Raw genomic sequence first — 26,117 nt, 5'->3', positions numbered from 1 at the left:
AAAAGCGACGTTTAAACGCTAAAGGGAATTGCCCCGGAAATCACCAAAAGGATAGCCGACGATGCTGCAACGAGAAACAGGGAGTCGCACCTATCGAGGAGGCCACCATGGCCCGGCATGATCGTGCCAGAATCCTTGAAACCGGAGTTGCGTTTGATGCGGCTTTCAGCCAAGTCGCCCAGCACGCCCATAAGGCCGCAAACCAGGCCGAACCCGAGCGCCTCGGGAAGGTTCAGGTTCAAGCCGGGGATCAATGTGAACAACCCCCAGATGACCATCGAGCCGACGATGCCCGCGAAAAAGCCTTCCCAGCTCTTTTTCGGACTGACGCGCGGCGCCATCTTATGTTTGCCAATCTTGCTTCCGACCAGGTAAGCGAAGGAATCGTTCGCCCAGATGCTCAGGAAAATGCCGATGACGAGCACGCCGCCCCACGGGTCGGGCAGCGCTGTGCGCACGACTACGATGCCCGAAAGGAGAAGACCTGTGTACGCCGCACCGAAAAAGCTCACGCCGACATCGGGCACGCGCGCACGCAGCCAAAACACGTACCAAACGATAAGCGAGAGCAGAAGTGCGATGCTCACGTACAGCGCGCCGACCACGCCGAGGAAGTACACGCTTACGGGGTAGAGCATCGCGGCGATGATGCCGAGCATCTCATTAGGAAGCTTCGCATCGGCGCGCAGCATGTAGTAAAACTCGCCAGCGCAAATCCCCGCCGTCGCACACAAAAACACGAGCGTCGAGATGTCGCTTACGAGGATGCACACGATGCACAAGGTTACGTAAATCGCACCTGTGCGAAAACGAACCTGCAGGTCAGTCGCGTTTTTCAGCTTTTGCGGCGTCTTCTTGTAAGCGAAATCCTTGATGCGGGTAGAACGTGTCGGGCCTGCGTTTTCCTCATCGGTTGCGCGCGCGGCCTTCAGACTCGCCTTGCGCTCGGCCGAGCGCTTCCACTCCTCCGCAGCATCTCGCGTGTCGGCATCTTTGCGGGTCACACTACTTCACCGCCCCAAAGCGGCGATCGCGCCCCTGAAACTCGAGCAGGCAGCGCAAAAGCTCGTAGCGGTCGAAGTCCGGCCATAGCACATCGGTCACGACGAACTCCGAATAGGCAACCTGCCACAGAAGGAAGTTCGACAGGCGAACCTCTCCGCTCGTCCGAATGACCAGATCGGGATCGGGCATGCCCGCCGTGTACAACCCGCGCTCAAAGTCTTCGGCGGAAAACTCTTTCGGGGCAAGCCCGTCGGCGGTGCGGGCGGCCACCTCTTCCGCGCAGCGATTGACCGCACGGAGAATCTCCTGGCGCGAACCGTAGTTGACGGCAACGACCAGGGTCATCCCCGTGTTGTTCTTGGTTTTCTCCCATGCCTCCTCGAACGCCTCGCGCGTCTCCTCGGGCAGAAGGGACAGATCCCCGATTGTCTTCACGCGAACGTGCTCCTCGTGAAGGCCGTCCACCTCGGCGAGCATCGTCTTAGCGAACAGATCCATAAGCCCGACGACTTCCTCTTGAGGGCGCTTCCAGTTCTCGGTCGAGAACGAGTAGATGGTCAGGTAGCGAACGCCAAGATCGCTCGCGCAGCGGATGGTCTCGCGCACCGCCTCGATTCCCGCCTTGTGTCCCTTCAGGCGGTTGAGCGCGCGCTTTTTCGCCCAACGGCCGTTGCCGTCCATGATGACGGCGATGTGCTCAGGAATACGCGCAGCATCAAGCGCTTCGGGGGCAAGCCCCGAAGGCGGGTTGGGAAAAATGATATCAAGCGGTTTGTTCAAAAGACCTCGAATCAAAAGGGGCTAGACTTCCATGACCTCCGCTTCCTTCTTCTTGAAGGATTCGTCGACCTCGGCGATGAACTTGTCGGTGATCTTCTGGATGGCACCTTCGGCACGGCGCTGCTCGTCCTCGGGCAGGCTGTCTTCCTTGATGCACTTCTCGACCGCGGAGTTCGCGTCGCGACGGATGTTGCGGATGGCGACGCGCGCTTCCTCGGAGTACGCCTTGCACTGCTTAACGAGCTCGCGGCGACGTTCCTCGGTGAGCGCAGGGAACGGCAGGCGGATGACCGTACCATCGTTGGAGGGCGTCACGCCCAAATCGCTCTCGAGGATCGCCTTTTCGATAGCCTTCAGCGTCGTCTTGTCCCACGGCTCGATGACGAGCATATGGGCATCGGGCGTCTTCACGCCGGCCATCTGGTTCACGGGAGTGGGAACCCCGTAGTAGTCCACCTTGATGCGGTCGAGCGCCATCGCGTTCGCACGCCCCGTGCGCACCGATGAGAAGTTGTCGTGCAGCGCCGAGAGGGCCTTGCCCATGCGCTCTTCGGCCTGTGCCTTAATGTCGTCAATGCTCATCCGAGCTCCTTTCGTCCCCTTCGAGCGGCGTCGCCGCCGATAGCGTGACGCGAGGGCCTCACCCCCCGCTTGTCCGTTGCCGTTATTCTACCGTGGTTCCCACCGCTTCGCCCTTGAGCGCGCGAGAAATGTTCCCCTTCACCGTCAGGTCGAAGACGATCATAGGAACCTTGTTGTCCATGCAAAGCGACGTCGCCGTGGAGTCCATCACGTGAAGGCCCTTGTTGAGCACTTCCATGTAGCTGATGGAATCGAATCGCTTCGCGTCCGGGTTGACCTTGGGATCCGAGTCGTAGACGCCGTCGACCTTCGTGGCCTTCATGAGGCAATCGACATCGAGTTCGCACGCGCGCAGCGCAGCGGTGGTGTCGGTCGTGAAGTACGGGTTGCCGGTACCTGCGGCGAGAATGACGACGCGGCCCTTCTCCATGTGGCGGATGGCGCGACGCCTGATGTAGGGCTCGGAAACTTCTTGCATGTTGATAGCGCTCTGCACGCGGGAGAACACGCCGTGGCGCTCGAAGGAATCCTGCAGGGCGAGCGCGTTCATGACCGTGGCGAGCATGCCGATGTAGTCGGCCTGCGCGCGATCCATGCCCTCCGTCGCGCCCGAAACGCCGCGGAAGATGTTGCCGCCGCCCACAACGACGGCGAGCTGGACACCGTCGTGCACGATTTCCGCGATTTCGTCGGCCAGGTCATCGACCACCTTCGGATCGATTCCGTAACCCAAATCGCCGGCGAGCGCCTCGCCGGAAAGCTTCAGAAGCACACGCTTGTACTGGTATTCGTTGGCCATCGAAACCCCTTTTTCTGCGTTTGATTTAACCATTTCGAATCATCTTACCCGAATCGACTCGCAGCTAGAGCCTCGGAGCCGTAACTGCACGCCTTTTCCGTCACCTCAAACAAAAAAGGCCGCGTGGGATTAGTCCCCACGCGGCCGAAACCGTGCCGATTCGCTCGTTGTGCCCGCTTACGCGGCCTGGGCAATCGCGCCAGATCCCGCATCGGCGCTCGTCCCGCTCGAGCTGGAACCGCCGCCGTAACCGTATTGGCGCAGAAGGTCCTCAAGCGAGCCACCGTTCGACCCGTTGCCGTTCGAGCTGTTAGACCCCGAGCTTGCGCCTGCGCTCGCCTGCGAGCTCTCGTCCGAGCCCAACGTCACCTGCACGTCTTGGCTCTGGCCATCGCGATTGACCGTGACGGTGGCCGTGTCGCCCGGATTCTTCGAACGCACGGCGAGCATAAGATCGCTCGCGGAGGAGACCTTCTTGCCATCGAAGGCGGTTACGATGTCGCCCACTTTAAGGCCCGCGGAGTCAGCGCCAGAGCCGCTGCTCACCGCTGCGATATAGGCGCCCTCATCCACCGAGAAGCCGTAGCGCTGGGCCGTCTGCGCGTTAATCGTGGACAGGGACACACCCAACTGCGCATGCGTCGGCGTCTTCCCCTCGATGATTTGTTGGGCCAGGTTGACCGCATAGTTCACAGGGATGGCGAACCCGACGCCGGAATAGTTGCCAGAGTAGGACGTGATCAGCGTGTTGATGCCAATGAGCTTGCCGTCCTTGTCGACGAGCGCGCCGCCGGAATTGCCGGGGTTGATGGCTGCGTCAGTCTGGATCATGTTGGTGTAGACCGTCGTGGTGTTCGACTGCTGCTGGCCGTACTGGTACGAGTCGGAAGAGTTGTCCATGATCTGCGAGCGGTTCGTAGCCGACACGATGCCCGTCGCCACCGACTGCTCAAGGCCGAAGGGGCTGCCGATCGACATGACCCATTCGCCCACCGTCAGATTGTCGGAATCACCCAGCTCCATGGCAGTCAGCCCCGAAGCGTTCTTCGCCTTGATGACCGCGATGTCGGAGCTGGGGTCGGAGCCAATGATGTCCGCATCGTATTCCTCGCCCTCGATGGTGACCTTCAGAGCGTCGGCGCCCTCGATCACGTGATAGTTCGTCACGATGTAGCCATCGGAGGAAAGCACCACGCCGCTGCCGAGAGACGTCTCGGTAAGGGAATTCTGCGTGCTGTAGCCGTAGTAGCCGCTCTGCTGGTTGGTGTACACGTCGATAGCCACCACGGACGGAAGGCACTTCTGGGAGACGCTTTCCGCAAGCGTCGCGTTCTCATCGACATTGCCGCTCGTGGATGCGGAAGACGTGCCGCCGAGCACCGTGGTCGAGCCCGACGGAGAGCCGCTCGTCACCGTGTTGACGACGCCGGTGCCGCCGAGCACGAGCACGCATGCAAGAGCCGCGCCCGCAAACGCGATTCCGAACGTCTTCGCACCCGAATGGTTCTTCTTAGGCTTTGGGTCCTGCTTCGCAACGTACGCCTGCGCGTTGTGCGCACCCGCCGGCTGCGCATAGGGAGACGCGGGATTGACGGGCGCCGTGGCATTCGTCCCCGCCGCACCGCCCGGGCCCGCGCCCTGGTAATGATAGTAAGAATTCGGGGGAATCGGCGCGCCGCCCGTCCCCTGCCCGAACGACTGGCTGGATGACTGGGGGTCGTATCCACCCTGGTTGTTCTCATTGTAATCGCTCATGTCGTTTGCTCCTTCGCCCGCATTGGGTTGTTGAGCAAACCTTACCACGCCATCCTGAAGAGCTCCTGAAACGTGGCGCAATCGTCATCGTTGCACCACGCAGATACACCTCTGGGTGTACCCCCTAAGGCGCAGGGAGCTTACCTTTGCGCGCACCCGGCGCCTCACGAGTACGCGACGCCTTGCAAGCACCCGGCCCTCGCAAGCAACTTCGAACCGCTTGCGGGCGCCTGGCACTCTCGCGACTTCCCTATCCCTGCTGGTACTGGCTTAAGAACGCGCGCGTGCGCTCCTGCTGCGGGTTGTTGATCACGTCCACGGCGCGGCCTTCCTCAACCACAAGGCCGTCGTCCATGAAGATGATGCGATCCGCCACGTCGCGGGCGAAAGTCATCTCGTGCGTCACGATGACCATGGTCATGCGCTCAGCAGCCAGGTCGCGGATGACCTTGAGCACGTCGCGCGTGAGCTCGGGGTCGAGCGCACTCGTCGGCTCGTCGAAGAAAAGCACCTCAGGATCCATCGCAAGCGCACGGGCGATCGCGACGCGCTGCTGCTGACCGCCGGAAAGCTCGCAAGGAACCATGTCCTCCTTGTCGGCGAGGCCCATCTTCGCGAGCAGCTCGCGCCCGCGCTCGAACGCCTCTGCGCGCGGACGCTTCTGCACGCTGATCGGCGCGTCGGTGACGTTTTTGATCACCGAATAGTGTGGGAATAGATTGAAGTTCTGGAACACCAGGCCAAAGCGCGATTTCGCCCGCTTCATCACATCCTTGCCGCCATAGACGGCATGCCCCGCCCCGTTATCTTCAGCCACGGACAAATCGCCGTAGGAAAGCGACCCAGCATCGAGCGTCTCGAGCAGCGTCATGCATCGCAGAAGCGTCGACTTGCCGCCTCCCGACGGGCCGATGATGGCGACGACCTCGCCTTTGCGAACCTCGAGCGAGATGTCTTTAAGCACCGCGACATCGCCAAAGCTCTTCTTACCGTGCTCGAGCTTTACCAGCACATTATCTTCAGGCATTGCCAAACCTCACCTTCCCAACGGCTAATCGTGGTAGTAACCCATCTTCTTCTCGACGCGCCCGAGAACCACTTCCACGACGAAATTGAATACCCAGTAGAAAACCGCTGCGAACACGAAGGGCAGCATGCTCACCTGCGAGGCGACGAGCGCCTTCGCCGTCGAGAACATCTCCGCCACGCCGATAGCGAACGCGAGCGACGTGTCTTTCACCAACGTGATGATTTCGTTGCCCATAGCGGGAAGAATCCTCTTAATCACCTGGGGCAGCACGATTTTCATAAACGTCTGGAGACGCGAGTAGCCCAAGACCTCGGCGGCCTCGTACTGTCCGCGCGGAATCGACTGGATGCCGCTGCGGTAAATCTCGGCGAAGTAGGCCGCGTAGTTGATGATGAACGCGACGATCGTGGCGGAGAACTTCGACTCCATGCTCAGAGGAATTCCGAAGATATAATAGGGAGCGAAGTAAATGAAGAACATCTGCAGCATGAGCGGGGTTCCGCGCATGACGGAAATGTAGAACTTCATGATCCAGGCAATCGGCTTCACGCGGCTCATGCGCGCAAGCGCCACAACCACGCCAAGAGGCAGCGACCCCACCAGCGTCAGGAAGAATATCTGCAAAGTAACGCCAAAGCCCTGCCCGAGCATGGAAAGCATGGTTCCAATTTCCACGGCAACCTCTTTCTTATTGCAACACGAATCGCGGACAGGTTGCCCCGTCCGCGATTCTCTTCTGCCTACAGGAGGTTATACCCGCAAGCAAACTAACTTATCGACTGGCTATTTGAGGATCCAGTTCGTGTAGGACAGACCGTACTCAGCGTACTTCTCGCACAGCTTCTCGACGGTGCCGTCCTCGTTCATCTCCTTGAGCGTCTTGGTGATCGCGTCGGCAAGCTCGGTGTTACCCTTCTTCACGCCGACCGCATAGTGCTCGTCGGAGAGGTCCTCGGGAAGCTGGACATAGGCATCGGGCTTGGCGCTCATCTGGTACTGCGCGATGGAGAGATCGCAGGCCACGGCGTCGACGGCGCCGGACTCGAGCTGCATGAAGGCGGTGTTGTACTCGCCGATGGTATCGAGCGAGGCGAAGGTGGCTTTAAGGTCAGCCTTGGTCGCCTCGTCGCCCGCGAGCACGTCGTAGGCGGCCGAGTCGGTCTGCGTGAGGACGTTCTTGCCGGCAAGATCGGCGAGGCTCTCGATGCCGCTACCCTTCTTTACGACGATGACCTGGGCATTCAGCATGTACGGATCGGAGAAGGTGTAGTCGTTCTCGCGGCCTTCCATGGTGAATCCGTTCCAGATGCAGGTGATGGCGCCGGAATTGAGGAGCGTGTCCTTCGCGTCCCAATCGATGGGCTCGAGCTGGATGTCCCAACCGTTGCGGCTGGCAACCTCGGCAGCGAGGTCAAGGTCGAAACCGGTGAAGTTGCCGTCGTTGCCGACGAAACCGTACGGCGGATACGACTGGTCGAAGCCGACGATGAGCGTCGTCTTGTCCGAGCTGGTCGCAGCCGCGTCTTTCTTGTCGTTCGAAGCGTTGTTGGAGGAGCAACCGGCCAGCATGCACGCCGCCAAGGCGAGGGCGCATACCGCTGCTGCCATTACCTTCAGTTTCTTCATGAGATTCCTTCCTTCGCACACCGCGCTCGCTCGTCGCGCACGGTACCCTTCCCTGTGCTACTGCACTTTACTGCGCTAAAGTGTTGCCAGTATACCACAGACACCCATCCGTCGCGCAAGCGGTCGAAATAATACGACCACAGGAGAGGCCGGCCGTAGACGGCACGCGCTATCGACCCGTCGACTTCAGGCGCGAGAGCAGGCTTCCGCGCGCCGGCGGATCGGGGAGATGGATAAGCCGCGGCTCGAAGTCGAAGAGCTCGGAGGTGGCGATCATATCGGAGACCGTGATGCATTTCTGCAGGCAGGTGTCGGCGCACAGATTGCATTGCACGCATTCCATCAGCTGGAACTCCAAGTAGCTGCCCTCTCCCGAAGCGGGCTTCTCCTCGCTTTTCTTAAGGGCCCCCGTCGGGCAGAACACGGTGCACATCCCACACGCACGGCACTTCGACTCGTCAATCGATACGCTTCCGAACAGGCGCGTCTCGATTTCGGGAACGACGCTCTGACCGATTACGTCCATCGCGTCGAGTGCGTTCATTCGCCGCGAAGGCTCGAATTGCGGCAGCCCACCGTCCTTGTCGGGGCGAAGCAGCTCGCGAAGGTTCAGCTCCTTCTTCTCATTCTGCTTGCCGAGCGTCTCGTCGAGCGCCTTCTCCGTCGCGACCTTCACGGCGTCTTTTGCCATACCGCCCGCCTGCGAGAAGAACCCGCGGCGCGCCGCGGCGAACGATTTGCGCCCGCTCGTCTCGATCGCCTCGGACGGAAACTCCGAGGCGCGGCGAACGCGAACGCTCGACCCCTGCGCCGCGAGCAGGGAGTTCGCCGACTCAACCGTCGCCGTGACGCCCTCGCTCGTACCGCCGAACTTGCAAGTCGAACACGTTCCGTCGACGAGCACCACATCGCCCACACCGTGGGAGGCAAGCTGCAAAAGGAGGCTTTCCTCCATGCGCGCAAGGCAGGGGACGGACACATATTTGTCGGGATCGCCCTCTCGACGCGCAGCCATGCGGGCACATGCGAATACGGAGAGGTTGCCGCCGAGCGCGCGCGTAGCCTCGGCGGCAGCACTGGCGAGCTCAACATCGGCAGGCTCGACGGGAACAAGCGCCTCGGTGGGACAGACGACCGTGCAAGCACCGCAGGAAACGCAGGCCTCCGGGTCGATCTTCACGTTGTTGTCGCCGACCGAGATTGCGTCCGCGACGCACGCTTCGATGCATTTGCGACACGACGAATGGCGGTTACGCACCGCCACGCAACGCTTCTCGACCACGAGGACCGATTTGCCCCCCAGCGCCTCGGCAACATCGGCTATGTCAGAAAGGTTCGGCATTTTGGGATCACTGCCTTTCGCGGGCCTCGCACCTGCGGCGAGGCGCCATCCCCTCGATGGAGAGCCTAGCCCTCCATCACCATGTCTTCGAGCGCATGCAGTTCATCGGGCGTGTTCGCGTTGATGAAGCAGCCGCCCATCGGCTCCGCCTCGAGCACCTTACTTTGCGGGAACTCGTGGACAACCACGGAGTCGTCCCCGAAAAACGACTGGGCGCGCTTCTCGCCGCGATCGAGCGCACGGCGCACGGCAGGCAGGCACTCCATGCGACGGTACATCGCGTGGAAAGGCTCGAAACCGTGCTTGTTCACAGGGACGACCACGTCGGCCCCGGTCTGGTTCATGCACAGCGCCTCGGCGACCACGAGGGCGCCCGATGCGAACACCATGTCGCACGCCACGATAGCGACGTAGGGGTTGCGCGCGGCCTGGAGCGCCGTGTACAGACCTGGCAGAGCACCGCGACTCGAGAAGATATCGCACACAAGCTGGATATTGAGCTGCGGAAACTCCTGGTGCAAAAACGTCAAGTTGTCGGGCTCGTTAGTCGTGATGACTAAGTCGTCAGCCACGGGGCTTAGCCGCTCGACCAGACGGCAGATGAGCGGACGACCCAAAAACGGGACCGTCGCCTTGCTGCGGCCCATGCGCCGGCTCTCGCCGCCTGCCTGGATGACCACCGTCACGCGCGGTCGCACGAAATGGGATTCCACGAAATCGGCGAGGACAACCGTGTCGTTAAGGTCGAACGCGGGGATGCCGTAAATCGCTGCAGCCTCGATTGCGCGGGGAATATCGGTCACGATGGCGACGGTGTTCACGCCGGGCATCTTGCGCGCAAGGTCGGGGTGGACGCCATCTTCCGCATCCGCAACCGCCGGCTCGCCGGGGGCTTCGTCCGCAAGTTCCTGCGCGGCGCGGTCCCCGTCGTTGCGAAGGTCGTCGTCCAAAGACTCTTCCGCGCCCTCGATGCGCTCGCCCTCGGGCGTGAAAAGGCATTTCGCAATCTGGGTGAAGTCGGTCCCAAGCGCCCAGCCTCGCTCCGCGCCCAAGGCAAACGCCTCAGCGACGCGCTGGTCCGCCTCGTTTCCCGAACGCATGAGCTCGATGGTCGGCAGGCCGCTTTTGCGATAACCCTCCACGACGACGATATCGTGGCCTGGCATGCTTCGCACGATATCGGAGCATTCCGCCTCGCCCTTGAGCGTCTTCATGCGGGCGATCTGCCCCGGCGCTGCGATGACAGTCTCCGAAGCGCCCGCTTCACGATGGCGGTAGGAATCCTTGCCCGGATAGTCGATATCGAAGCCCTTGTGGCTGTGATGCTTCACGCTTCCCACGTCGTGTCCCCGAGCAACAAGCTCCTCGATAAGCTTCACGATGAGGGTCGTTTTCCCCGAATTGTGGCGCCCGACGATCGAGACTGCCGGGCTCGGCACGTTGACCATTGAGATTCTCCCGTCTTTATTCCGTAAGGCGAAAGTATATCACTGAAGGGAGCGGCAAGGAGTATGCACCTCGCCTGGCAGGTGCACGCACTTCGATCTATTCGTTCGATTTTCACCATCCCCAGAGGCTGAGCGGGGTACCAATCGCGCAATCGCTCGAGGCGAGGCGCATCACTCAAGCAGGATGAAAAGAGTTACGCGCATTCGGCCAAATGGTGCTATACTATGCAACGATCTACTACGCAGTTCGGACTTCGGCAACAGCGAGAATCCTGTTTTTGGAGGGGACAGGTTCCTCACTGTTGGACGAAGCAAATAAAGGCTCGCAAACGCGAGCCTTTATTTTTTGCCATTACGAGGACCTGAAGTTTGGCCCACGAAGCAACCGTGTCCCGATTTGTGACCCATCAAGGGTCATCGCCGGAACCGCCTGCCACCCTTGTCCGATAAACGCCGCCCCTAAACGCTAAAGCTCGCGCCTCGCCTCGAGGGCACGACCGAGCGTCACCTCGTCGGCGAACTCCAAGTCGCCACCGACAGGCAAGCCGCTCGCCAAGCGCGTCACCTTCACACCCAGGGGCTTGATGAGTCGAGCAAGATACGACGCCGTCGTCTCCCCCTCGACGTTGGGATTGGTCGCGAGCACCACTTCCCTCACGCCCTCGCTGCCCAATCGCGCCATAAGCTCGGCCACATGCAAGTCATCAGGACCGATGCCCTCGAGAGGCGACAACGCGCCCCCGAGCACATGGTATACGCCCCCGAAAACGCCCGTGCGCTCGATGGGGGGAATGTCGCGTGGCTCGCTCACCACGCAAATGATGCCGCCGTCGCGCTTGGTCGACGCGCAGATCTCGCACACGTCGCCTTCCGCATAGTTGAAGCACCGCGAGCAGAAATGCACGGTGTCCTTCACCTCGATGATCGACTGAGCCAAGCGCAGCGCCGTCGCGCGATCGGTGTTCAAGATCCAATACGCCATGCGCTGCGCGGACTTCGGCCCAACGCCAGGAAGACGCTCGAGCTCATCGAGAAGCTTCTGAATCGCAGGTGCGGAGTTCACGAAAAGCGCCTACACCAAGCCGGGGATGTTCATGCCGCCGGTCGCCGCGCTCATGCGGGCGGCCGCCATGTCGGAGACACCGCGAAGCGCTTCGTTCACCGCAGCGAGGACCATGTCCTCCAGCATCTCGACATCCTCTGGGTCGACAGCCTCGGGGTCGATCACGATGGACTGGATCGTGTTGTCGCCGAGCGCCGTGACTTTCACCATGCCGCCACCGGCCGTAGCCTCGAACGACATCGTCTTCACTTCCTCCTGTGCCTTCGCGAGCTCGGCCTGCATCTTCTGAGCCTGCTTCATCATAGCGCCCATGTTGCCCATGCCGCCGGGGAATCCGCCTCGTTTCGCCATTTTTCCTCCTGGTAGTGTTCTTTACGTATCGACGCCCCGCGCGAAAACGCGTTGTCGGGGCAAAACCCGTCTTATCTGTCGGGCTATTCTCTCACTTCTTCGACGCGCGAGCCCTCGAAACCTCCCGCTGCGAGCATAGCGGCCAGGTCATCGGGCGAGCCGAACTCGCTGCCCGCAGGCTCGCCGTTCGGACCGGTCGCGTCGATCGACGCCGACGTGTTCGCATCGGTCGGCTCAGGGGGAAGGCCAGCCGCCGCCGAGGTTCGCGCCGCCGCCTCACGTGCCATGCGGTTGAAGTCAGGCACGGAGGAAGCTGCGGCCGGCGAGCGGCGGGCTTCCCGGTCGTCGCGTCGTTTAGCAGGGGAAGCCGGCGCGGCAGAATACGCGGGAGCATCCCCGACGAACGCGTCCTCGTCGCCATAGGGGACCGGCTCGTCGTAGGGAGCGTCGCCGTATGCATCGAGCGGAACGGAGTCTGGCTCGGGAACGAACGCGCCCGTGTTCTGGGCGCCCCGCATCTGCGGCTCGCGTACCTGCGGGCTTGCCTGGCGCGCATTCGCAGATGAAACGGGCTGTCGAGCCGTCGAGCGCGCAGGTTCAGCAGACGCCGCAGCCGCCTCTCGCTCCCGAACCGCGCGCATCGCCGCAGCTGCGGCCTCGCGAGCGGCGCTTGGTCTTTCAGCATGGGACGCCCGAGGCTGCGCTTGCTGCGTCGCCGATCGAGCAGAGACCCCTGACGAGGAAGCGGACGGGGCCGCCGCCGCGCTTGCACCCTGGGAAGGGCCCTTCGAGAAGGCAAACGGGATTGCCGCACCGCACGACTGCGCGAGCGCCGCAGAAACGGCGTCCTGCACGTCGGGCTTCTGCACAGCATTGAACGCAAAGGCGTTTTCCACGGGGAACTCGATGACGAGCATACCGCGGCCCTCGTCGAGCACAGCCTTCGTGTTCAAGAAGAGCACGCCGTAGGCCGCCTTGCTCTTCTTGAGCGAGGCGATGGCCGAACTCCAGATGCGCTGCAGCGCCGCCTCGTTGCGCAGCGTGCCCACAAGCTCAGCGGGAATCGCGCCACATACTGCGGAAGCGCCAGCAACCGCAGCAGCCGTCGAAGCGGCGTTCTCACGGGGCGCCGCTTCGGTCGCCGCCGCAGCCGTCGCTGCGTTCACGGCAGGAACAGCCTCGACCGACGCCTGGAAGCCCCCCGCGGGAGAGCCCGCCCCCCGAGAGGCAGCCTCTTGCGAAGCCGGCATTTCACTTGCCGCGGTGCGGGCATGGGGGGAATCAAACGACGCGCCTGCCTGCCCCATCGCCGAGCCCGCCGAGCTCGCCGCTCCCCGATGCGCCCGGGCGCTCGGCTCCGACGGCGCACCCGTCGCCGCAGCAGCAGCGGGAGCGACGGCGGCGGGAGCGGCAGCAGGGGCAATCACCCGCGAACAGGCCGAATACCCCGACTCGAGCGCCTCGATGCGCTCGGCGAGCGCCTCGAGCGTCAGGTCGCTGTCGGGCCGCACCATGCGCGTAAGCGCAATCTCGAACGACAGGCGAGGATTGGTGGACGTCTTCAACTCGGCCGACAGATCGCCCAAAACGCCGAGCAAGCGCGCCAGGCGATCGGGGCCGAACAACGGCAACTCGCTTGTGAGCTCTCGGCGCTCGGACTCGGACACCTCCAGCGCCACGTCGGCGCCCACAAGCGACATCACGTACAGGTTGCGCACGCGCTCAGCCATATCGCCCACAAATCGGGCCAGGTCGGCGCCTGTTTCCACATATTGCGCCGTCCAGCGGAAGCACGCTGCAGCATCACGGGTGCCGACCGCGTTCATGATTTCGGACATCTCGCTCGAATCGAGCGACCCGAGCATCGCCTCGGCACCCGCAAGCGTCACCTTGCCCTCGCCGAACGCGATGATCTGCTCGAGGGAGGTGAGCGCGTTGCGAAGGCCGCCTTCCGCGCGATGCGCGATCAAATCGAGCGCCTCGCCCTCGAACTCGACCCCTTCGGACACGCATACCGCACCCAAACGCGCGACCATAGCCTCGGCGGAGATGCGGCGGAAATCGAATCGCTGGCAGCGGGAATGGATGGTCTCGGGAACCTTCTGCGGGTCGGTCGTCGCCAGAATGAACACCACATGGCTCGGCGGCTCCTCGAGCGTCTTCAGCAGCGCGTTGAACGCTGCCACCGAGAGCATGTGGACCTCATCGATGATGTAGACCTTGTAGCGCCCGCGCGTCGGCGCGAACTGCACGCGGTTGATGATCTCCTCGCGGACGTTGTCGACGCCCGTGCGGCTTGCCGCATCGAGCTCGTAGACGTCGGGGTGCTCTCCCGCGGCGATAAGCTGGCAGTCCTCGCACGTTCCGTCGGGGTCTGCAGTCGGGCCACCCTCGCATAAAAGCGCCTTCGCAAGCAGGCGGGCAGTGGTCGTCTTACCCGTGCCGCGCGGGCCGCAGAACAGGTATGCATGACTGACTTTATCCTGTTCAATGGCATTTTTGATGGTGCGCTCGATATGCTCTTGGCCCACCACGTCCTCAAACGTCTGGGGGCGATATTTACGGTATAAAGCTTCCGACATCGCGCGAGTCCTTCGCATTCGTATGCGGCGCGCAAGGCGCCCGGTTCATTTCGCTCCATTATAGAAGAAGCGCCCGGGGTTGCCGGACGCTCCTGGAAAGAGTTCGTCGTATTGATAGAAGCTCGGACACGTGCCTCCTCGTATCCGGGACCGATCGCCCCTCGCCGGCACGTGTCGGCATTATTTCGCGTGCTTGGCGTTTTTGGCCTTGTCGCCCTTCTTCGAACTCATCGCAGCCTTCACCGCACCGATAAACGCAGGGGCCACCGATACCGCGACGATGCCCAAAACGATGATCTCGAAGTGCTCTTGCACAAACGGAATGCCACCGAAGAAGTATCCCACCAAAACGAACAGCGAGACCCAAGAAATGCCGCCAATCGCGTTGAACAGCGTGAACTTGCCGAAATTCATGTGGCCGGTGCCCGCAATGAACGGGGCGAACGTACGGAAGAAAGGCATGAAGCGCGTGATCACGATAGTCAGCCCGCCGTAGCGCTCGAAGAAGTGGTCGAGCTTCGCCATACGCTCGGGCGTGAGCGCCTTGATCTTCCCCGAGTCGATGATGCGCTTGCCGAAGAAGCGGGCTATCCAGTAGTTGGACGTGTTGCCCAAGATGGCGGCGGCGTAGAACACGATGAGCGTCGCCCACAGGTGCAGACCGCCCCCGTCAGCCGAGAAGACGCCGGCCGCAAACAAAAGCGAGTCGCCTGGCAGAAACGGGAAGAACACAAGGCCCGTCTCCACAAACACGATCAGGAACAACGGGGTGTACACCCATGCGGCGCCCAACGCCACAATCCACCCTGCAATCGCCGAGCGGGGGTCGGAAAGGAGACTGACGAAGAAGTTGATGATGTCCATAGCGTCCTTACAAGAAGAGGCCCATGCAGCAAGCAGGCGGCTCGTGGCCGCCTGCAAGATAGAGCATTCTGAATAGGACAGGGCGCTCGTCAGAGGCCCCTTATGGCTGCTTCCTCCCGGACCTGACCAGGTTCGGAACATGTCGCCGCCCCGCCCCATTCAGAATGCTCAGTTCAAGTTGTTTCCCAGTATACGCGAGGTGGCATGGCGCGAGCGGGCCTTAAACCAAATGCACACAGCTCAGCCGTGCAAACGGACACGAGGGACGCGGGGCTATTCCTTTACGCCGCCCTCGGCCACAGTCCGCACGATGCCGTCAAGACCGCTATGGACGAGCGCGTGCGTCACCTGGGCGATATCCTCGAGGGGAATCTCCGACTCGTCTAAGATCCAGCGGCGAATCACCGCCACGAGCCCCGCACTGAAATACGCGACGCAGAAATCGAGATACGGCCCCAACTTCTTCAGGCCAAGCGTGTCCTGCTCGATAAGCGACGCAGTAAGCGACGATTCCAGCTTCTTCAAAACGAGCTCGTAGGGAGTGTGCGAGGCAATGAGCTTCATGCTCTTTAGGTCGGGCGCCAGCCCCAGCGAAAGCCGTTTGAACAGGTCGACCACGTTCTCGCCGTCGTCGCTGTTCTCGAGGGAGTCCAGGCATGTGCGCACGATCCGGTCCGCCTCGTCCTGCACGATCTCGTTCGCCAGATCCTCGACCGACTGGTAGTGCAGATAGAACGTCTTCCGGTCGATGTCCGCCTCGCGGGCAATTCCGGTGATGGTAATCTTTTGGTACTCCGTCTCCTGCATGAGGGTCAAAAACGCCTGGCGGATCGCCTTTCGCGTGCGCACAACACGGCGGTCGGGCGCCGTGCGCTCCCCGGATTCCCGACAGGCGGCTCCCTCTCCAGTCGGCTGAATCTCGTTCGCCATCTTCTCCCCCACGTCGCCCATATCTCTCCCTCGCAAAAAATGGACAGCATAACTTCATCTGCAGGTTTTACCACAAACGTTGTTTATTTGTCACTTGTATTTTTATTTCATCGACCTATACTCACGCTTAAGAGAGTTATTCCACATTTGTTGAATAATTTTATGGGAGGTACAACACTATGAAAGCAACCGACCAGATCAAGCGGGCAGCCCTCAACAAAGCCATCGACTACCTACTTGAAAATCCCGAGCGAAATGTCGCGAAGATCATGGACATGATCGACAAAGTTGCGCCCGACGACGTGTTCCCCACCCAACGCGCCGCCTTCCACCAGGCAATCGATGACGAATCGAATTGGTATCAACTTATCATGAAGATTCTCACCGACATGAATCCCCAGGTCAGAGACCGCCTCATCAAGACATTCATCGTTGACGCGAACATGCTCGCATGGCCGAAGCAGGAAGCGATGCGCGATCAGTACCACTGCAACATTCCCTGGGCCATCCTGCTCGATCCGACGAGCGCCTGCAATCTGCGCTGCACCGGATGCTGGGCAGCGGAATACGGCCACAAGCAAAACCTCACCTACGAGGAAATCGATTCCATCATCAACCAGGGCGTCAAGCTGGGAACCCACGTCTACATCTACACCGGCGGCGAGCCGCTCGTCCGCAAGCACGACCTCATCAACCTATGCGAAGCGCATCCCGATTGCGCGTTCCTGTCGTTCACCAACGCGACGCTCATCGACGAGGAGTTCGTGCAGGATATGATTCGCGTCGCGAACTTTGTGCCCGCCATCAGCGTCGAGGGCTTCGAGGAGGCCACAGACGCCCGCCGCGGCGAGGGAACGTACGCCAAGGTGTCCCGCGCCATGGAGCTCCTGCGCGAAAACGGCCTGCCCTTCGGCGTGTCATGCTGCTATACCAGCGCCAACGCAAGCTCCATCGCCAGCGAGGAGTTCTTCGACTGGCTCATCGAGAAGGGGGCTCTTTTCGCGTGGGTCTTCACGTACATGCCCGTTGGCGTCGGCTCGCCCACCTCGCTTATGGTGCACGCCGACCAGCGCGAGCACCTCTACCGCTTCATCCGCGAGATGCGCGAGAAGAAGCCCCTGTTCACGCTTGACTTCCAGAACGACGGCGAGTTCGTCGGCGGCTGCATCGCCGGCGGGCGCCGCTACTTGCACATCAACGCCGCAGGCGATGTGGAGCCGTGCGTGTTCGCACATTACGCGAATGTCAACATTCGGGAAACAAGCCTTCTCGACGCGCTGCGCTCCCCTCTGTTCATGCAGTATTACGAGGGCCAGCCCTTCAACGACAACCTACTCAAGCCATGCCCCATCTTGGAAAACGAAGGGCTGCTCGCCGACATGGTGAAGCGCGCCGGCGCGCATTCCACCGACCTTCAGGAGAAAGAAAGCGCAGAGGATCTCTGCGCGAAATGCCATGACTCCATCGCGGAATGGACGCCTGTCGCCGAGCGCATTTGGAACGACGAGGGCGACCCGCTCTACGACAAGCGCAAAAACGACCTCACGCAGGGCATGGCCGACACCGACATGCGCAAGCTTGCAGAGCAAGGCCGCCGCGAACTGCCCGAATCGCTCATGACGAAGCGGGAGCGCCGCGAACACCGCAAGCAGCGCGAAAGCACGGCCAATATCGCGTAAGCACCGCGAGGATCCGCGCGGAGGGGCGGCTTCCCTAAACCCCTTGGAAGCCGCCCCGGCAACTGCTTGGCCGCGCATCGTGCACTTAAGGCAGTTGTCCGCCTTGCTTTAAGCGCACGAGAGCTAGCGCTTGGCGCAATGTCTTGCAACGAGCCGCGAAGCGCACCGCCCTAGAAAGCCCCGCGCCCCAAGACTCCCTCTACCCCAAAGACCTCACATGCTCGCTTGAGCGGTCGAGCTGTTCTTTGGCGGAGCGGATTGCCGCAATGTCCGCTTCCTCCAGCTTCTCGGTCTTCTTCGAAAGGAGCTTGCGAAGCGCATTCGAATCGGCTTTGACCTGCTTCTTCTCTTCCTTTTCCAACTGCTTGCCCGATTTTGCGAGCGCCGCATCAACCTCTTGGACCAGGCGCGCCGCCTCCGCATGCACCTCCATCGCATCGCGACGCGTCGCGTCCTGCGCCGCATAGGCCTCCGCATCGCGGATGGCGCGATCGATTTCCTCGTCGGACATGCGGCCCGACTCGTCGATCGTAATCGACTGCTCCTTGCCCGTCCCCTTGTCCTCCGCGGAAACCGTGAGGATGCCGTTCGCGTCGATGTCGAACGTCACCTCGATCTGGGGAACGCCCGCGGGAGCACGCTTGATGCCCTTCAGACGGAATTTGCCGATCGACTTGTTGTCGCGCGCCATCGGGCGCTCGCCCTGAAGCACGTTGATTTCCACGCTCGTCTGGAACGCCGCCGCCGTCGTGAAGATCTGCGAGTAATGCACGGGGAGCGTCGTGTTGCGCTCCACGATGCGCGTCGCCACGCCGCCGACGGTCTCAAGGGAAAGGGAAAGCGGCGTCACGTCGAGCAGCAGGATGGAGTTCGCCTTCACAAGCCCCGTCGAAGACCCCGCGAGCGTAGCCCCCTGGATGGCCGCACCCACGGCGACGCACTCGTCGGGGTTGATCGACGACGAAGGCTCCTTCCCCGTAAGGGAGCGAACCTTGTCCTGAACCGCCGGGATGCGCGTCGACCCGCCGACGAGCAGCACGCTTCCCAGCTCGGAGGCGGCAATGCCCGCGTCGTTGAGCGCCTGGGACACGGGGCCTTCAGTGCGCTCGACCAAATCGGCAGTCATGCGGTTGAACTCCGAGCGCGTGACCTGCGCCTCCAGATGAAGCGGACCGGATGCGCCCTGCGCCAGAAACGGCAGGTTCACGCGCGCCGTCTCCATAGAGGACAGCTCCTCTTTCGCCTGGCGCGCCGCCTCGCGCACGCGCTGCGCCGCGGCGGAATCGCGACTCGCGTCGACGCCCGATTCCCGCTTGAAGACTCCGAACAGGTAATCGGCGATGCGCTCGTCGAAGTCGTCGCCGCCCAGATGGTTGTCGCCCGCAGTCGCAAGCACCTCGATCACGCCCTCGCCGATCTCGATAATCGACACATCGAACGTGCCACCGCCCAAGTCGTAGACCATCACCTTCTGAGGGTCACCGTTGTCGAGCCCGTACGCGAGCGCCGCGCTTGTCGGCTCGTTGATGATGCGCAGGACTTCGAGCCCCGCGATGCGGCCCGCATCCTTTGTGGCCTGGCGTTGCATATCGTTGAAGTAGGCGGGGACGGTGATGACAGCCTGCGTCACCTCCTGGCCGAGGAACGCCTCAGCGTCGCGGCGCAGCTTGCGCAGGATCATCGCGGAGATTTCCTGCGGCGTGAATCGTTTACCGTCGATGCTCGCACGCCAGTCGGTTCCCATGTGGCGCTTCACCGAGGAGATAGTGCGCTCGGGGTTGATTGCCGCCTGCCGACAAGCTGTCGCACCGACGAGGCGCTCGCCATCTTTCGTGAAGGCGACGACGCTCGGCGTCGTGCGAGAGCCCTCGGCGTTGTGGATGATGGCCGGCTTCCCGCCCTCGACCACCGCGGCGCAACTGTTCGTTGTGCCCAAGTCAATCCCGATAGTTGCCATATCAGTCTCCTTCCGAGAGAACAAGGTGATTCATTCAAGCAGCACCAAAGCCAGCAAGCGAGGCACATTGCGTCAGCCGACGGGCCACGAGCGCCCTAAAAACCCATGAACCCGTAGCGCATGAACTGCTGCAGGCACAGCTGGAGCATGCAGCAGCCGCAGCACAGCGTCGTGGGATCGATAGAGGAAATGGTGAACCCGCGCGTCTGCTGCTCCTGCGTGTACGACTGCCCCGCGCTTTGGAATGCACGGTATGCGCGCTGGTAATCGGCATTGTTCGGATCCATGCGAACAGCGCGGCGAATCTGATCGAGCGCCATCACCGTGTTGCCCGCGCCGTTGTTCGCGAGCGCCGAAAGGTAGTACCACCGGGCGTTACGCCCGCCGCTCGTTACCGTTGCCAGAATGTCGGCCGCACGCTTGCATTGCGCCGCATCCCCTGAGTTGATCAGGTCGATCGCCGCGCGAAATTCCGCCGGATCGCTCGCATTCGCCTCGGGATGAATCGGACCGGACGCCGTGGAGGCACCGTATCCGAAAAAGTCGTCGAAATCGAAGCCGAAGCCTCCCGCCCAACCGTATGGGCCGCTGGAGGTATAGGGATTGCCCTGCTGCCCGCCTCCGTACGAGCCGCCGCCCGAGGCGCCACCGAAGGGGTTCGCTCCACCGTACCCTGCATACCCCGACGCGCCTTGCGACGACGCGCCACCGGCAGCCCCGCCCGAAGCCGCGGAGGCACGGCGATCGGCAGCGGCGTATTTCTCGGGGTTCATGATGCGATCGTACGCCTCGTTGACCTCGTTCATCCGCTCGGCGGCGTTCGGATCGTTGGGGTTCAAATCGGGGTGGTTCTCGCGCGCCTTCCTGCGGTATGCCTTCTTCACCTCGTCTTGCGAGGCATCCCTCGACACACCGAGTACGCTATACGGGTCCATTGCCATTGCGTTCCCTATTCGCCATCATCGTCGTCGGCGGCCCTTGCAGCCGCCGACGACATTTCGCCATCATCATGGGCAGTATCGCCGAACTTCCCGCAATACTGTCCCCATATCCCCGCGTACATCACGTTGCGGAGAATGTGAATATCCTGCTCAAGCGGCAAACGCTCGAACGATTGCGCCGCCTGGGCCGCAATCGAGCGAAGCCCCTCAGAAACATCGCCGGGCACCGCGCCAGCCGCGACGAGCGGATTGTAGCTGCCCGATTTCAGGTCCTCATCGTAATCCACGACCGCATCCATGAGGTACACGAACTTGCCGAGCCATGCTCCCATGCGGCGCAGCTCGCCTGCCCAGAAATCCTCCCGATACGAGAACACACAGCCTAAAATCATGCCGAAACGATTGGCGGCAGCATCGAGAGACTCGTCCCCACGCTGCTCGATTGCGCGGATATCAGCCATGCCCGACTCAATGGCCTGGGCAACTGCGGGGCGTCTTGCCGACGCCGCACGATACGCTGAAGAGAGCGCCTGCGCCATCGCCCGTCGCGAGACCTTGTGATCGTCATGCCAATCGTCCATGAGCTTGTGGTACGCGAGCAGCACCGCTACATCGGCGGCATACTCCGTGCACTCGCTCGTCGCAAATGGCTGAGGCTTGGTAGGATGAGCCCCGCACCGCGCAGAATCCTCGTGCTCGAGCGGTTCGTAGAGCGAGTTCAGCAGAAGCGCAAGAAACGTCATGTCGTAGGTGAGCGTCAAGCGACACAGCTGGCCGTTCTGTTCCTTCAGCGAATGGCAAACACCGCAGTACACCCTGCGGTAACGGGCAACCTCCTCAGGAGAAAGTTGCTTCTCATCTGCCATGATGTAGCCGAACATGCGCTGCTACGACTTCTTTACGGTTTCGGTCTTGCACTTTGGGCACACCACGCGAAGCGTTCCCTTGCCACGCGGGACCGAAAGCTCCTGCCCGCAGCCCTTGCACTTGAAGTACAGCGTGGTCTCACGGTTCTCCCATTTCTTCCGTCCGATGGAAAGCGCGCGACGAGGTTTCTCAGTCGCGCGCAGGAACGCCTCGTTCTCGCGATCGCGCGCAGCGATGTTCTTCGAATAGGTGCGGAAGAGCGCATAGGCCAAAAGCGCCAGCGCAGGCCATGAGAACAGGCCCATATGGGGGAGAACCGACAGCACCAGGCAGACGATGCCTGCAACGACCAGCGTATTCGACAGGGAGTCGGCGCCGCGCCTTCCCTGCATAGCGCCCGCCATCTTCCACTGCATCCGCTCGAGAAAACCCTTCATCCGAATGTGCACCCGCCTTCGCCAATAATCGAGGAGGCCCGCGCGAGATGCACGGGCCTCAAATCTGCTCGGGACGCGAGTTAGAACGCCTCGAACTCGTTGAACAGGGTCAATGATACGCATAAGTTGTGCAGATGCCGCGAAGGCGTCAGGCTGTCAACAAACTGTCATGAAGGAAACGCGAGGCTTCCATCAGCGGGCAGCCTCTCTACACCACCTGGAACAAGAAGAACTTCAGGTAATCCGTCTCGGGGACGCCCCATAGAATCGGGTGGTCAGGCGCCTGCTGACGTTCCTCGATCTGGCGCAGCTGGACGCCAGCATCCTGCGCGGCGTAGGACACGACACGTCGGAAGCGTTCCGTGTCCATGAAATGGCTGCAGCTGCACGTTGCGAGATAGCCTCCACGAGGCAGCAACTTCATCGCACGATAGTTGATTTCCTTGTAGCCGCGCGCCGCTGAGTCGATGGTCTTGCGGCTTTTCGTGAACGCAGGCGGATCGAGCACGATGAAATCATAAGTGCGATTGTGCGCCGCCTCGAGCTGGGGCAACAGGTCAAAGACGTTCGCCGCCGTGAAGTCCATCTTGCCGTCAAGTTCATTGAGCTGGGCATTCTTACGCGCTTGAGCGACGGCAAGCTCGGAGATATCGACCGCGTTCACGTACTCCGCCCCGCCGTGGGCGGCATTCAGAGCAAAGCTGCCCGTATGCGTAAAGCAATCAAGAACGCGCCTTCCCGCCGCGAGCTGCGCGACGGCACGCCGATTGTACTTCTGGTCGAGGAAGAAGCCCGTCTTCTGTCCGTTCTCGAAATCCACCTCATAACGAACGCCGTTTTCCATAATCTGCGTCGTCGTGGGACCGAACACCGCAGCCTCGGGTTGGCTGGGATTGATCGGATCGAGCGAGCAGGCCGCATCCTCCGCGGCGCCCGCAAACCATCCCGCAGTCTGGGCGAGTCCTTCGAGAGAGCGGGTCGAAGCGTCGTTGCGCTCATAGAGTCCGCGAATCGCGATGCCGTCTTCGGCCAGCACTTCGAGAAGCGCGGGGAAGATCATCGGCTTCAAACGCTCCATCCCCACCGAAAGCGTCTCGGCTACGAGAACATCCTCGAAGCGATCGACGACAAGGCCGGGGAACCCATCAGCTTCGGAGAACAGAACGCGGCATGCGCTTGCATCGGCGCCCATCACCGTCTTCCGGTAATTCCACGCCCACTGCACCTTCCGCTTCCAAAAGGCACGGTCGAAGCGATCGTTCGCATTGCGGGTGATGAGGCGAATACGAATCTTGCTCTTCTCGGACAACAAGCCCGACCCCAGATACGACCCCTTGTGGCTCACGACGTCGACGATCGAGCCGTTGGCAACTGCAGCCTCGCCCGGCGCCGGCTCAAGCGAAACAACCTCCGCCTCGTACACCCAAGGATGCCCCTTCTCCAAGGCATGCTCGCCCTTCGACGTAATGGTCGCGCGAGGATACGGGCGTAGAGTTTTCATAAGGGTCCTTTCAAATGATGGGAAGAAGCGTTGGGAGAACGCCCTATCCGCCCTAAAGCCAGCGAGAGCCCAGCTGACGAGTGCAGATGGCGCGAAAAGATTGCGAAGCGTACCTTGGGTACGTGAGCAATCTTTGGAACGCCAGCTGCACTCGTCAGCCGGGCTCGCAGCGTCGACGGGCCGGGTTTGCCGCAAGGCAAAGCCGAACCTGCAAATCTTTGGAACGCCAGCTGCACCGTCAACCGGGCTCGCAGCGTCGACGGTTCCCGATTTGCCGTCAGGCGAATCGGGAATTACAAAAGTCGCAAGTTGACTTCCTTGAGTTGGCGGCCAGTTACCTCATTCGGCGCGCCCGTCATCGGGTCGGATGCGCTCGAAGTCTTCGGGAAAGCGATGACGTCGCGGATGGATTGCTTGCCTGCAAGCAGCATGACCAGGCGGTCAAGGCCAAGTGCAATGCCGCCATGCGGAGGAGCGCCAAGCTCGAGCGCATGGATCAGGTGGCCGAACTTCTCTTCCATTTGGTCATCTTCCACGCCAAGACGACGAAGGACGCGCTTTTGCAGCTCCGCATTATGGATACGGATAGAACCACCGCCCATCTCGAAACCGTCCATAACGATGTCATAGCTATAGCTCGAGCAGGCAAGCGGATCGGACTCGATCTTCTCCCAATCCTCTTCAGGAATCATCGTAAACGGATGGTGTTCGGCGGCGTACTTCTTCTCGACCGCGTCGTAGCGGAACATGGGGAAGTCGACGACCCACAGAAGAGCATGACCGTTGCGCTCGATACCGAGAGCATCGGCCATATGCAGGCGCAACGCGGAGAGCACGGCGCTTGCCGTGTCGAAGGTATCGGCCGCGAAGAGAAGCAGGTCGCCCGGCTCGACACCTGCGGCTTCCTTGATCGCATTATGAGTCTCCTCGCCGAGGAACTTGATGATGGGGCTCTTGCCCACAAGCTCGGTATCAGCATCGGTGTAGGCGATCCATGCCATGCCCTTCGCGCCATTTGCGGCAGCGATGTCGGCAAGCTTCTCAATCTCGCCGCGCGACCAATTGCCGGCAGACTTCGCGTTGATGCACTTCACAACACCGCCATTGGCAGCAGCGCCCGTGAACACCTTGAAATTGCAGTCCTTGATAAGGTCGGTCAGATCGACGAGCTCCATGCCGAAGCGGACATCGGGGCGGTCGCAACCGAAGCGCTCCATCGCCTCTTTCCAAGGCATACGCTGAAGAGGGAACTCGTGCTCCACACCGGCAGCGCTGAGGACTTCCTTAAAGACACCTTCCATGAGATCCATCACGTCAGTCTCTTCAACAAACGACATCTCAATGTCAACCTGGGTGAATTCGGGCTGACGGTCAGCGCGCAGATCCTCGTCGCGGAAGCAACGGGCAATCTGGTAATAGCGTTCAATGCCGCCGACCATGAGCATCTGTTTGAACTGCTGCGGAGACTGCGGCAAAGCATAGAACTTGCCCGGGTTCGGACGGGAAGGCACGAGGTAATCGCGCGCGCCTTCAGGAGTAGAGTTTGCAAGAATCGGAGTTTCAACCTCGATGAAACCACGCTCGTTGAGAGCCTGGCGCATCGCTTGCGCAACCTTATGGCGAAGCAAGAGATTCGCATACATCTCAGGGCGACGAAGGTCGAGGTAACGCCACTTCATACGAGTGGTTTCATCTGTCTCGATGCCGTCTTCGATGGAAAATGGCGGAGTGACGGAAGTATTGAGAACCTTGACAGAGGTCGCAAGAACCTCGATTTCACCTGTAACCATGTTCGGATTCTCGGCACCCTCACCACGAGCGCGCACACGACCGGAAATCTGCAAAACATATTCGCGCCCAAGATGCTCGGCGATATGGAACTCTTCTTCACTGACGCAGTCGGGGTCAACAACAACCTGGGTATAGCCCTCGCGATCGCGAAGATCGCAGAAAATCAGCCCACCATGGTCGCGATTATGCCAAGCCCAGCCAGTAAGCACAACCTCACGCCCAACATCACTCTTACGCAGCTCGCCGCATGTTGCGGTATGCATGCAAAACTCGTTCTTGAAGTCCGTCATTGAATAAGCTCCTCGATATGCAGTATCAAACCCATTGATTGGGTATGCGACTCAAACTGGATTATTGTACTTCACGAAATGAAACTGAATGGGAACGAGACGGCGTCTTCACCGTAAAAGCCCGACAATGGCCGCAAGAAGCGCGCGAATGGCGAAACAAATTGTTAAGCTCAGTAGTATCTAAGAACGCGACATACAAGAGGCAGAAAACGCCATCTTCGGCGACGCGGGCACAGCTGTGCAGAAGGAAAAGGAGGCCCGCCCATGGCAGGGGAAGCACGCCTGCGCGACCGGCGCCCCGCCCAGAGGGCGCACATGCGCCCGGGCGCAAAGGAAAGGGGGCCGCGGCCGGGTCCCCCCGGGCCGCGGCCCCCCCTGCGCAAAAGAAAAAGCGCCGCCCATGAGCGGAACGCCCTATCCTCCCACGGACTTCCTCCGCAGTACTTTCGGCGAGGAGGGGCTTAACTTCCGAGTTCGGAATGGGATCGGGTGATCCC

The 26,117-nt window shown here is 61.3% G+C and carries 22 protein-coding genes, 1 rRNA gene and 1 other RNA gene; 1 reads left to right on the top strand and 23 read right to left on the bottom strand.

Annotation, left to right across the window (positions count from 1 at the left end; all coding sequences use genetic code 11):
- Positions 1 to 11: 11 nt before the first annotated feature.
- From F8C90_RS06430 to F8C90_RS06355, 16 genes are all read right to left on the bottom strand, one after another.
- On the bottom strand, positions 12 to 932 hold the full coding sequence (locus F8C90_RS06430) for a phosphatidate cytidylyltransferase (RefSeq protein WP_158049703.1): 921 nt from the start codon (positions 930 to 932) through the stop codon (positions 12 to 14).
- A 73-nt stretch (positions 933 to 1,005) separates the two neighbouring features.
- On the bottom strand, positions 1,006 to 1,785 hold the full coding sequence (uppS, locus tag F8C90_RS06425; protein WP_158049656.1) for an undecaprenyl pyrophosphate synthase: 780 nt from the start codon (positions 1,783 to 1,785) through the stop codon (positions 1,006 to 1,008).
- 21 nt (positions 1,786 to 1,806) lie between these two features.
- Positions 1,807 to 2,367 (bottom strand): ribosome recycling factor, encoded by a 561-nt coding sequence (gene frr / locus F8C90_RS06420; protein ID WP_158049655.1) that lies wholly within the window; start codon positions 2,365 to 2,367, stop codon positions 1,807 to 1,809.
- Between the two features lie 82 nt (positions 2,368 to 2,449).
- Positions 2,450 to 3,166: a UMP kinase gene (pyrH, locus tag F8C90_RS06415; RefSeq protein ID WP_158049653.1), complete on the bottom strand. Its 717-nt coding sequence runs from the start codon at positions 3,164 to 3,166 to the stop codon at positions 2,450 to 2,452.
- A gap of 177 nt (positions 3,167 to 3,343) precedes the next feature.
- Positions 3,344 to 4,921: a S1C family serine protease gene (locus tag F8C90_RS06410; protein ID WP_158049651.1), complete on the bottom strand. Its 1,578-nt coding sequence runs from the start codon at positions 4,919 to 4,921 to the stop codon at positions 3,344 to 3,346.
- 250 nt (positions 4,922 to 5,171) lie between these two features.
- A complete protein-coding gene (locus F8C90_RS06405; RefSeq protein ID WP_158049650.1) occupies positions 5,172 to 5,948 on the bottom strand; it encodes an amino acid ABC transporter ATP-binding protein in 777 nt (258 codons plus the stop codon).
- A 24-nt stretch (positions 5,949 to 5,972) separates the two neighbouring features.
- The gene (locus F8C90_RS06400) at positions 5,973 to 6,626 is read right to left on the bottom strand and encodes an amino acid ABC transporter permease (RefSeq protein ID WP_158049648.1); all 654 of its coding nucleotides are present in this window, start codon (positions 6,624 to 6,626) and stop codon (positions 5,973 to 5,975) included.
- A gap of 108 nt (positions 6,627 to 6,734) precedes the next feature.
- On the bottom strand, positions 6,735 to 7,577 hold the full coding sequence (locus tag F8C90_RS06395; RefSeq protein ID WP_158049646.1) for an amino acid ABC transporter substrate-binding protein: 843 nt from the start codon (positions 7,575 to 7,577) through the stop codon (positions 6,735 to 6,737).
- Positions 7,578 to 7,746: 169 nt separating this feature from the next.
- Entirely contained in the window at positions 7,747 to 8,919 is a 1,173-nt protein-coding gene (locus F8C90_RS06390) for a 4Fe-4S binding protein (RefSeq protein ID WP_158049644.1), read from the bottom strand.
- A 65-nt stretch (positions 8,920 to 8,984) separates the two neighbouring features.
- Positions 8,985 to 10,367 carry a molybdopterin-guanine dinucleotide biosynthesis protein B gene (gene mobB, locus F8C90_RS06385; protein WP_158049642.1) on the bottom strand — a complete coding sequence of 461 codons (1,383 nt, stop codon included), beginning with the start codon at positions 10,365 to 10,367 and terminating at the stop codon, positions 8,985 to 8,987.
- A gap of 466 nt (positions 10,368 to 10,833) precedes the next feature.
- Positions 10,834 to 11,430: a recombination mediator RecR gene (gene recR, locus F8C90_RS06380; protein WP_158049641.1), complete on the bottom strand. Its 597-nt coding sequence runs from the start codon at positions 11,428 to 11,430 to the stop codon at positions 10,834 to 10,836.
- A 9-nt stretch (positions 11,431 to 11,439) separates the two neighbouring features.
- On the bottom strand, positions 11,440 to 11,781 hold the full coding sequence (locus F8C90_RS06375) for a YbaB/EbfC family nucleoid-associated protein (RefSeq protein WP_158049640.1): 342 nt from the start codon (positions 11,779 to 11,781) through the stop codon (positions 11,440 to 11,442).
- Between the two features lie 83 nt (positions 11,782 to 11,864).
- Positions 11,865 to 14,363, bottom strand: coding sequence for a DNA polymerase III subunit gamma/tau (gene dnaX, locus F8C90_RS06370; RefSeq protein ID WP_158049638.1), 2,499 nt, complete (start codon positions 14,361 to 14,363; stop codon positions 11,865 to 11,867).
- A gap of 180 nt (positions 14,364 to 14,543) precedes the next feature.
- Positions 14,544 to 15,227, bottom strand: a complete 684-nt coding sequence (locus F8C90_RS06365) for a VTT domain-containing protein (protein ID WP_158049636.1) — start codon at positions 15,225 to 15,227, stop codon at positions 14,544 to 14,546.
- A gap of 66 nt (positions 15,228 to 15,293) precedes the next feature.
- Positions 15,294 to 15,389: signal recognition particle sRNA small type (ffs, locus tag F8C90_RS06360), an RNA gene on the bottom strand.
- Between the two features lie 111 nt (positions 15,390 to 15,500).
- Complete coding sequence (locus F8C90_RS06355) at positions 15,501 to 16,178, bottom strand: TetR/AcrR family transcriptional regulator (protein ID WP_211361048.1); 678 nt, start codon at positions 16,176 to 16,178, stop codon at positions 15,501 to 15,503.
- A 158-nt stretch (positions 16,179 to 16,336) separates the two neighbouring features.
- On the opposite strand from F8C90_RS06355, the gene F8C90_RS06350 reads away from it, so the two are divergent.
- Entirely contained in the window at positions 16,337 to 17,836 is a 1,500-nt protein-coding gene (locus F8C90_RS06350) for a radical SAM/SPASM domain-containing protein (RefSeq protein WP_158049634.1), read from the top strand.
- Between the two features lie 199 nt (positions 17,837 to 18,035).
- Here F8C90_RS06350 and dnaK read toward each other — a convergent pair whose 3' ends face one another.
- The 7 genes from dnaK to rrf form a co-directional block, all read right to left on the bottom strand.
- Positions 18,036 to 19,793 carry a molecular chaperone DnaK gene (dnaK, locus tag F8C90_RS06345; RefSeq protein ID WP_158049632.1) on the bottom strand — a complete coding sequence of 586 codons (1,758 nt, stop codon included), beginning with the start codon at positions 19,791 to 19,793 and terminating at the stop codon, positions 18,036 to 18,038.
- A gap of 95 nt (positions 19,794 to 19,888) precedes the next feature.
- Positions 19,889 to 20,728: a J domain-containing protein gene (locus F8C90_RS06340; RefSeq protein WP_246155828.1), complete on the bottom strand. Its 840-nt coding sequence runs from the start codon at positions 20,726 to 20,728 to the stop codon at positions 19,889 to 19,891.
- 14 nt (positions 20,729 to 20,742) lie between these two features.
- Positions 20,743 to 21,615: a DUF5685 family protein gene (locus F8C90_RS06335; protein ID WP_281350322.1), complete on the bottom strand. Its 873-nt coding sequence runs from the start codon at positions 21,613 to 21,615 to the stop codon at positions 20,743 to 20,745.
- Positions 21,616 to 21,621: 6 nt separating this feature from the next.
- Positions 21,622 to 22,038, bottom strand: a complete 417-nt coding sequence (locus tag F8C90_RS06330; protein WP_158049628.1) for a hypothetical protein — start codon at positions 22,036 to 22,038, stop codon at positions 21,622 to 21,624.
- Positions 22,039 to 22,246: 208 nt separating this feature from the next.
- On the bottom strand, positions 22,247 to 23,539 hold the full coding sequence (locus tag F8C90_RS06325; protein ID WP_158049627.1) for a class I SAM-dependent rRNA methyltransferase: 1,293 nt from the start codon (positions 23,537 to 23,539) through the stop codon (positions 22,247 to 22,249).
- A gap of 293 nt (positions 23,540 to 23,832) precedes the next feature.
- Positions 23,833 to 25,620 carry an aspartate--tRNA ligase gene (gene aspS / locus F8C90_RS06320; protein WP_158049626.1) on the bottom strand — a complete coding sequence of 596 codons (1,788 nt, stop codon included), beginning with the start codon at positions 25,618 to 25,620 and terminating at the stop codon, positions 23,833 to 23,835.
- Between the two features lie 401 nt (positions 25,621 to 26,021).
- Positions 26,022 to 26,117, bottom strand: a 5S ribosomal RNA gene (gene rrf / locus F8C90_RS06315); the annotation flags it as partial.

The organism is Ellagibacter isourolithinifaciens (assembly GCF_008831035.1).
Lineage (GTDB): Bacteria > Actinomycetota > Coriobacteriia > Coriobacteriales > Eggerthellaceae > Ellagibacter > Ellagibacter isourolithinifaciens.
The sequence above is the reverse complement of the archived record's forward strand: the minus strand, read 5'-3'. Positions and strand labels throughout refer to the sequence as shown.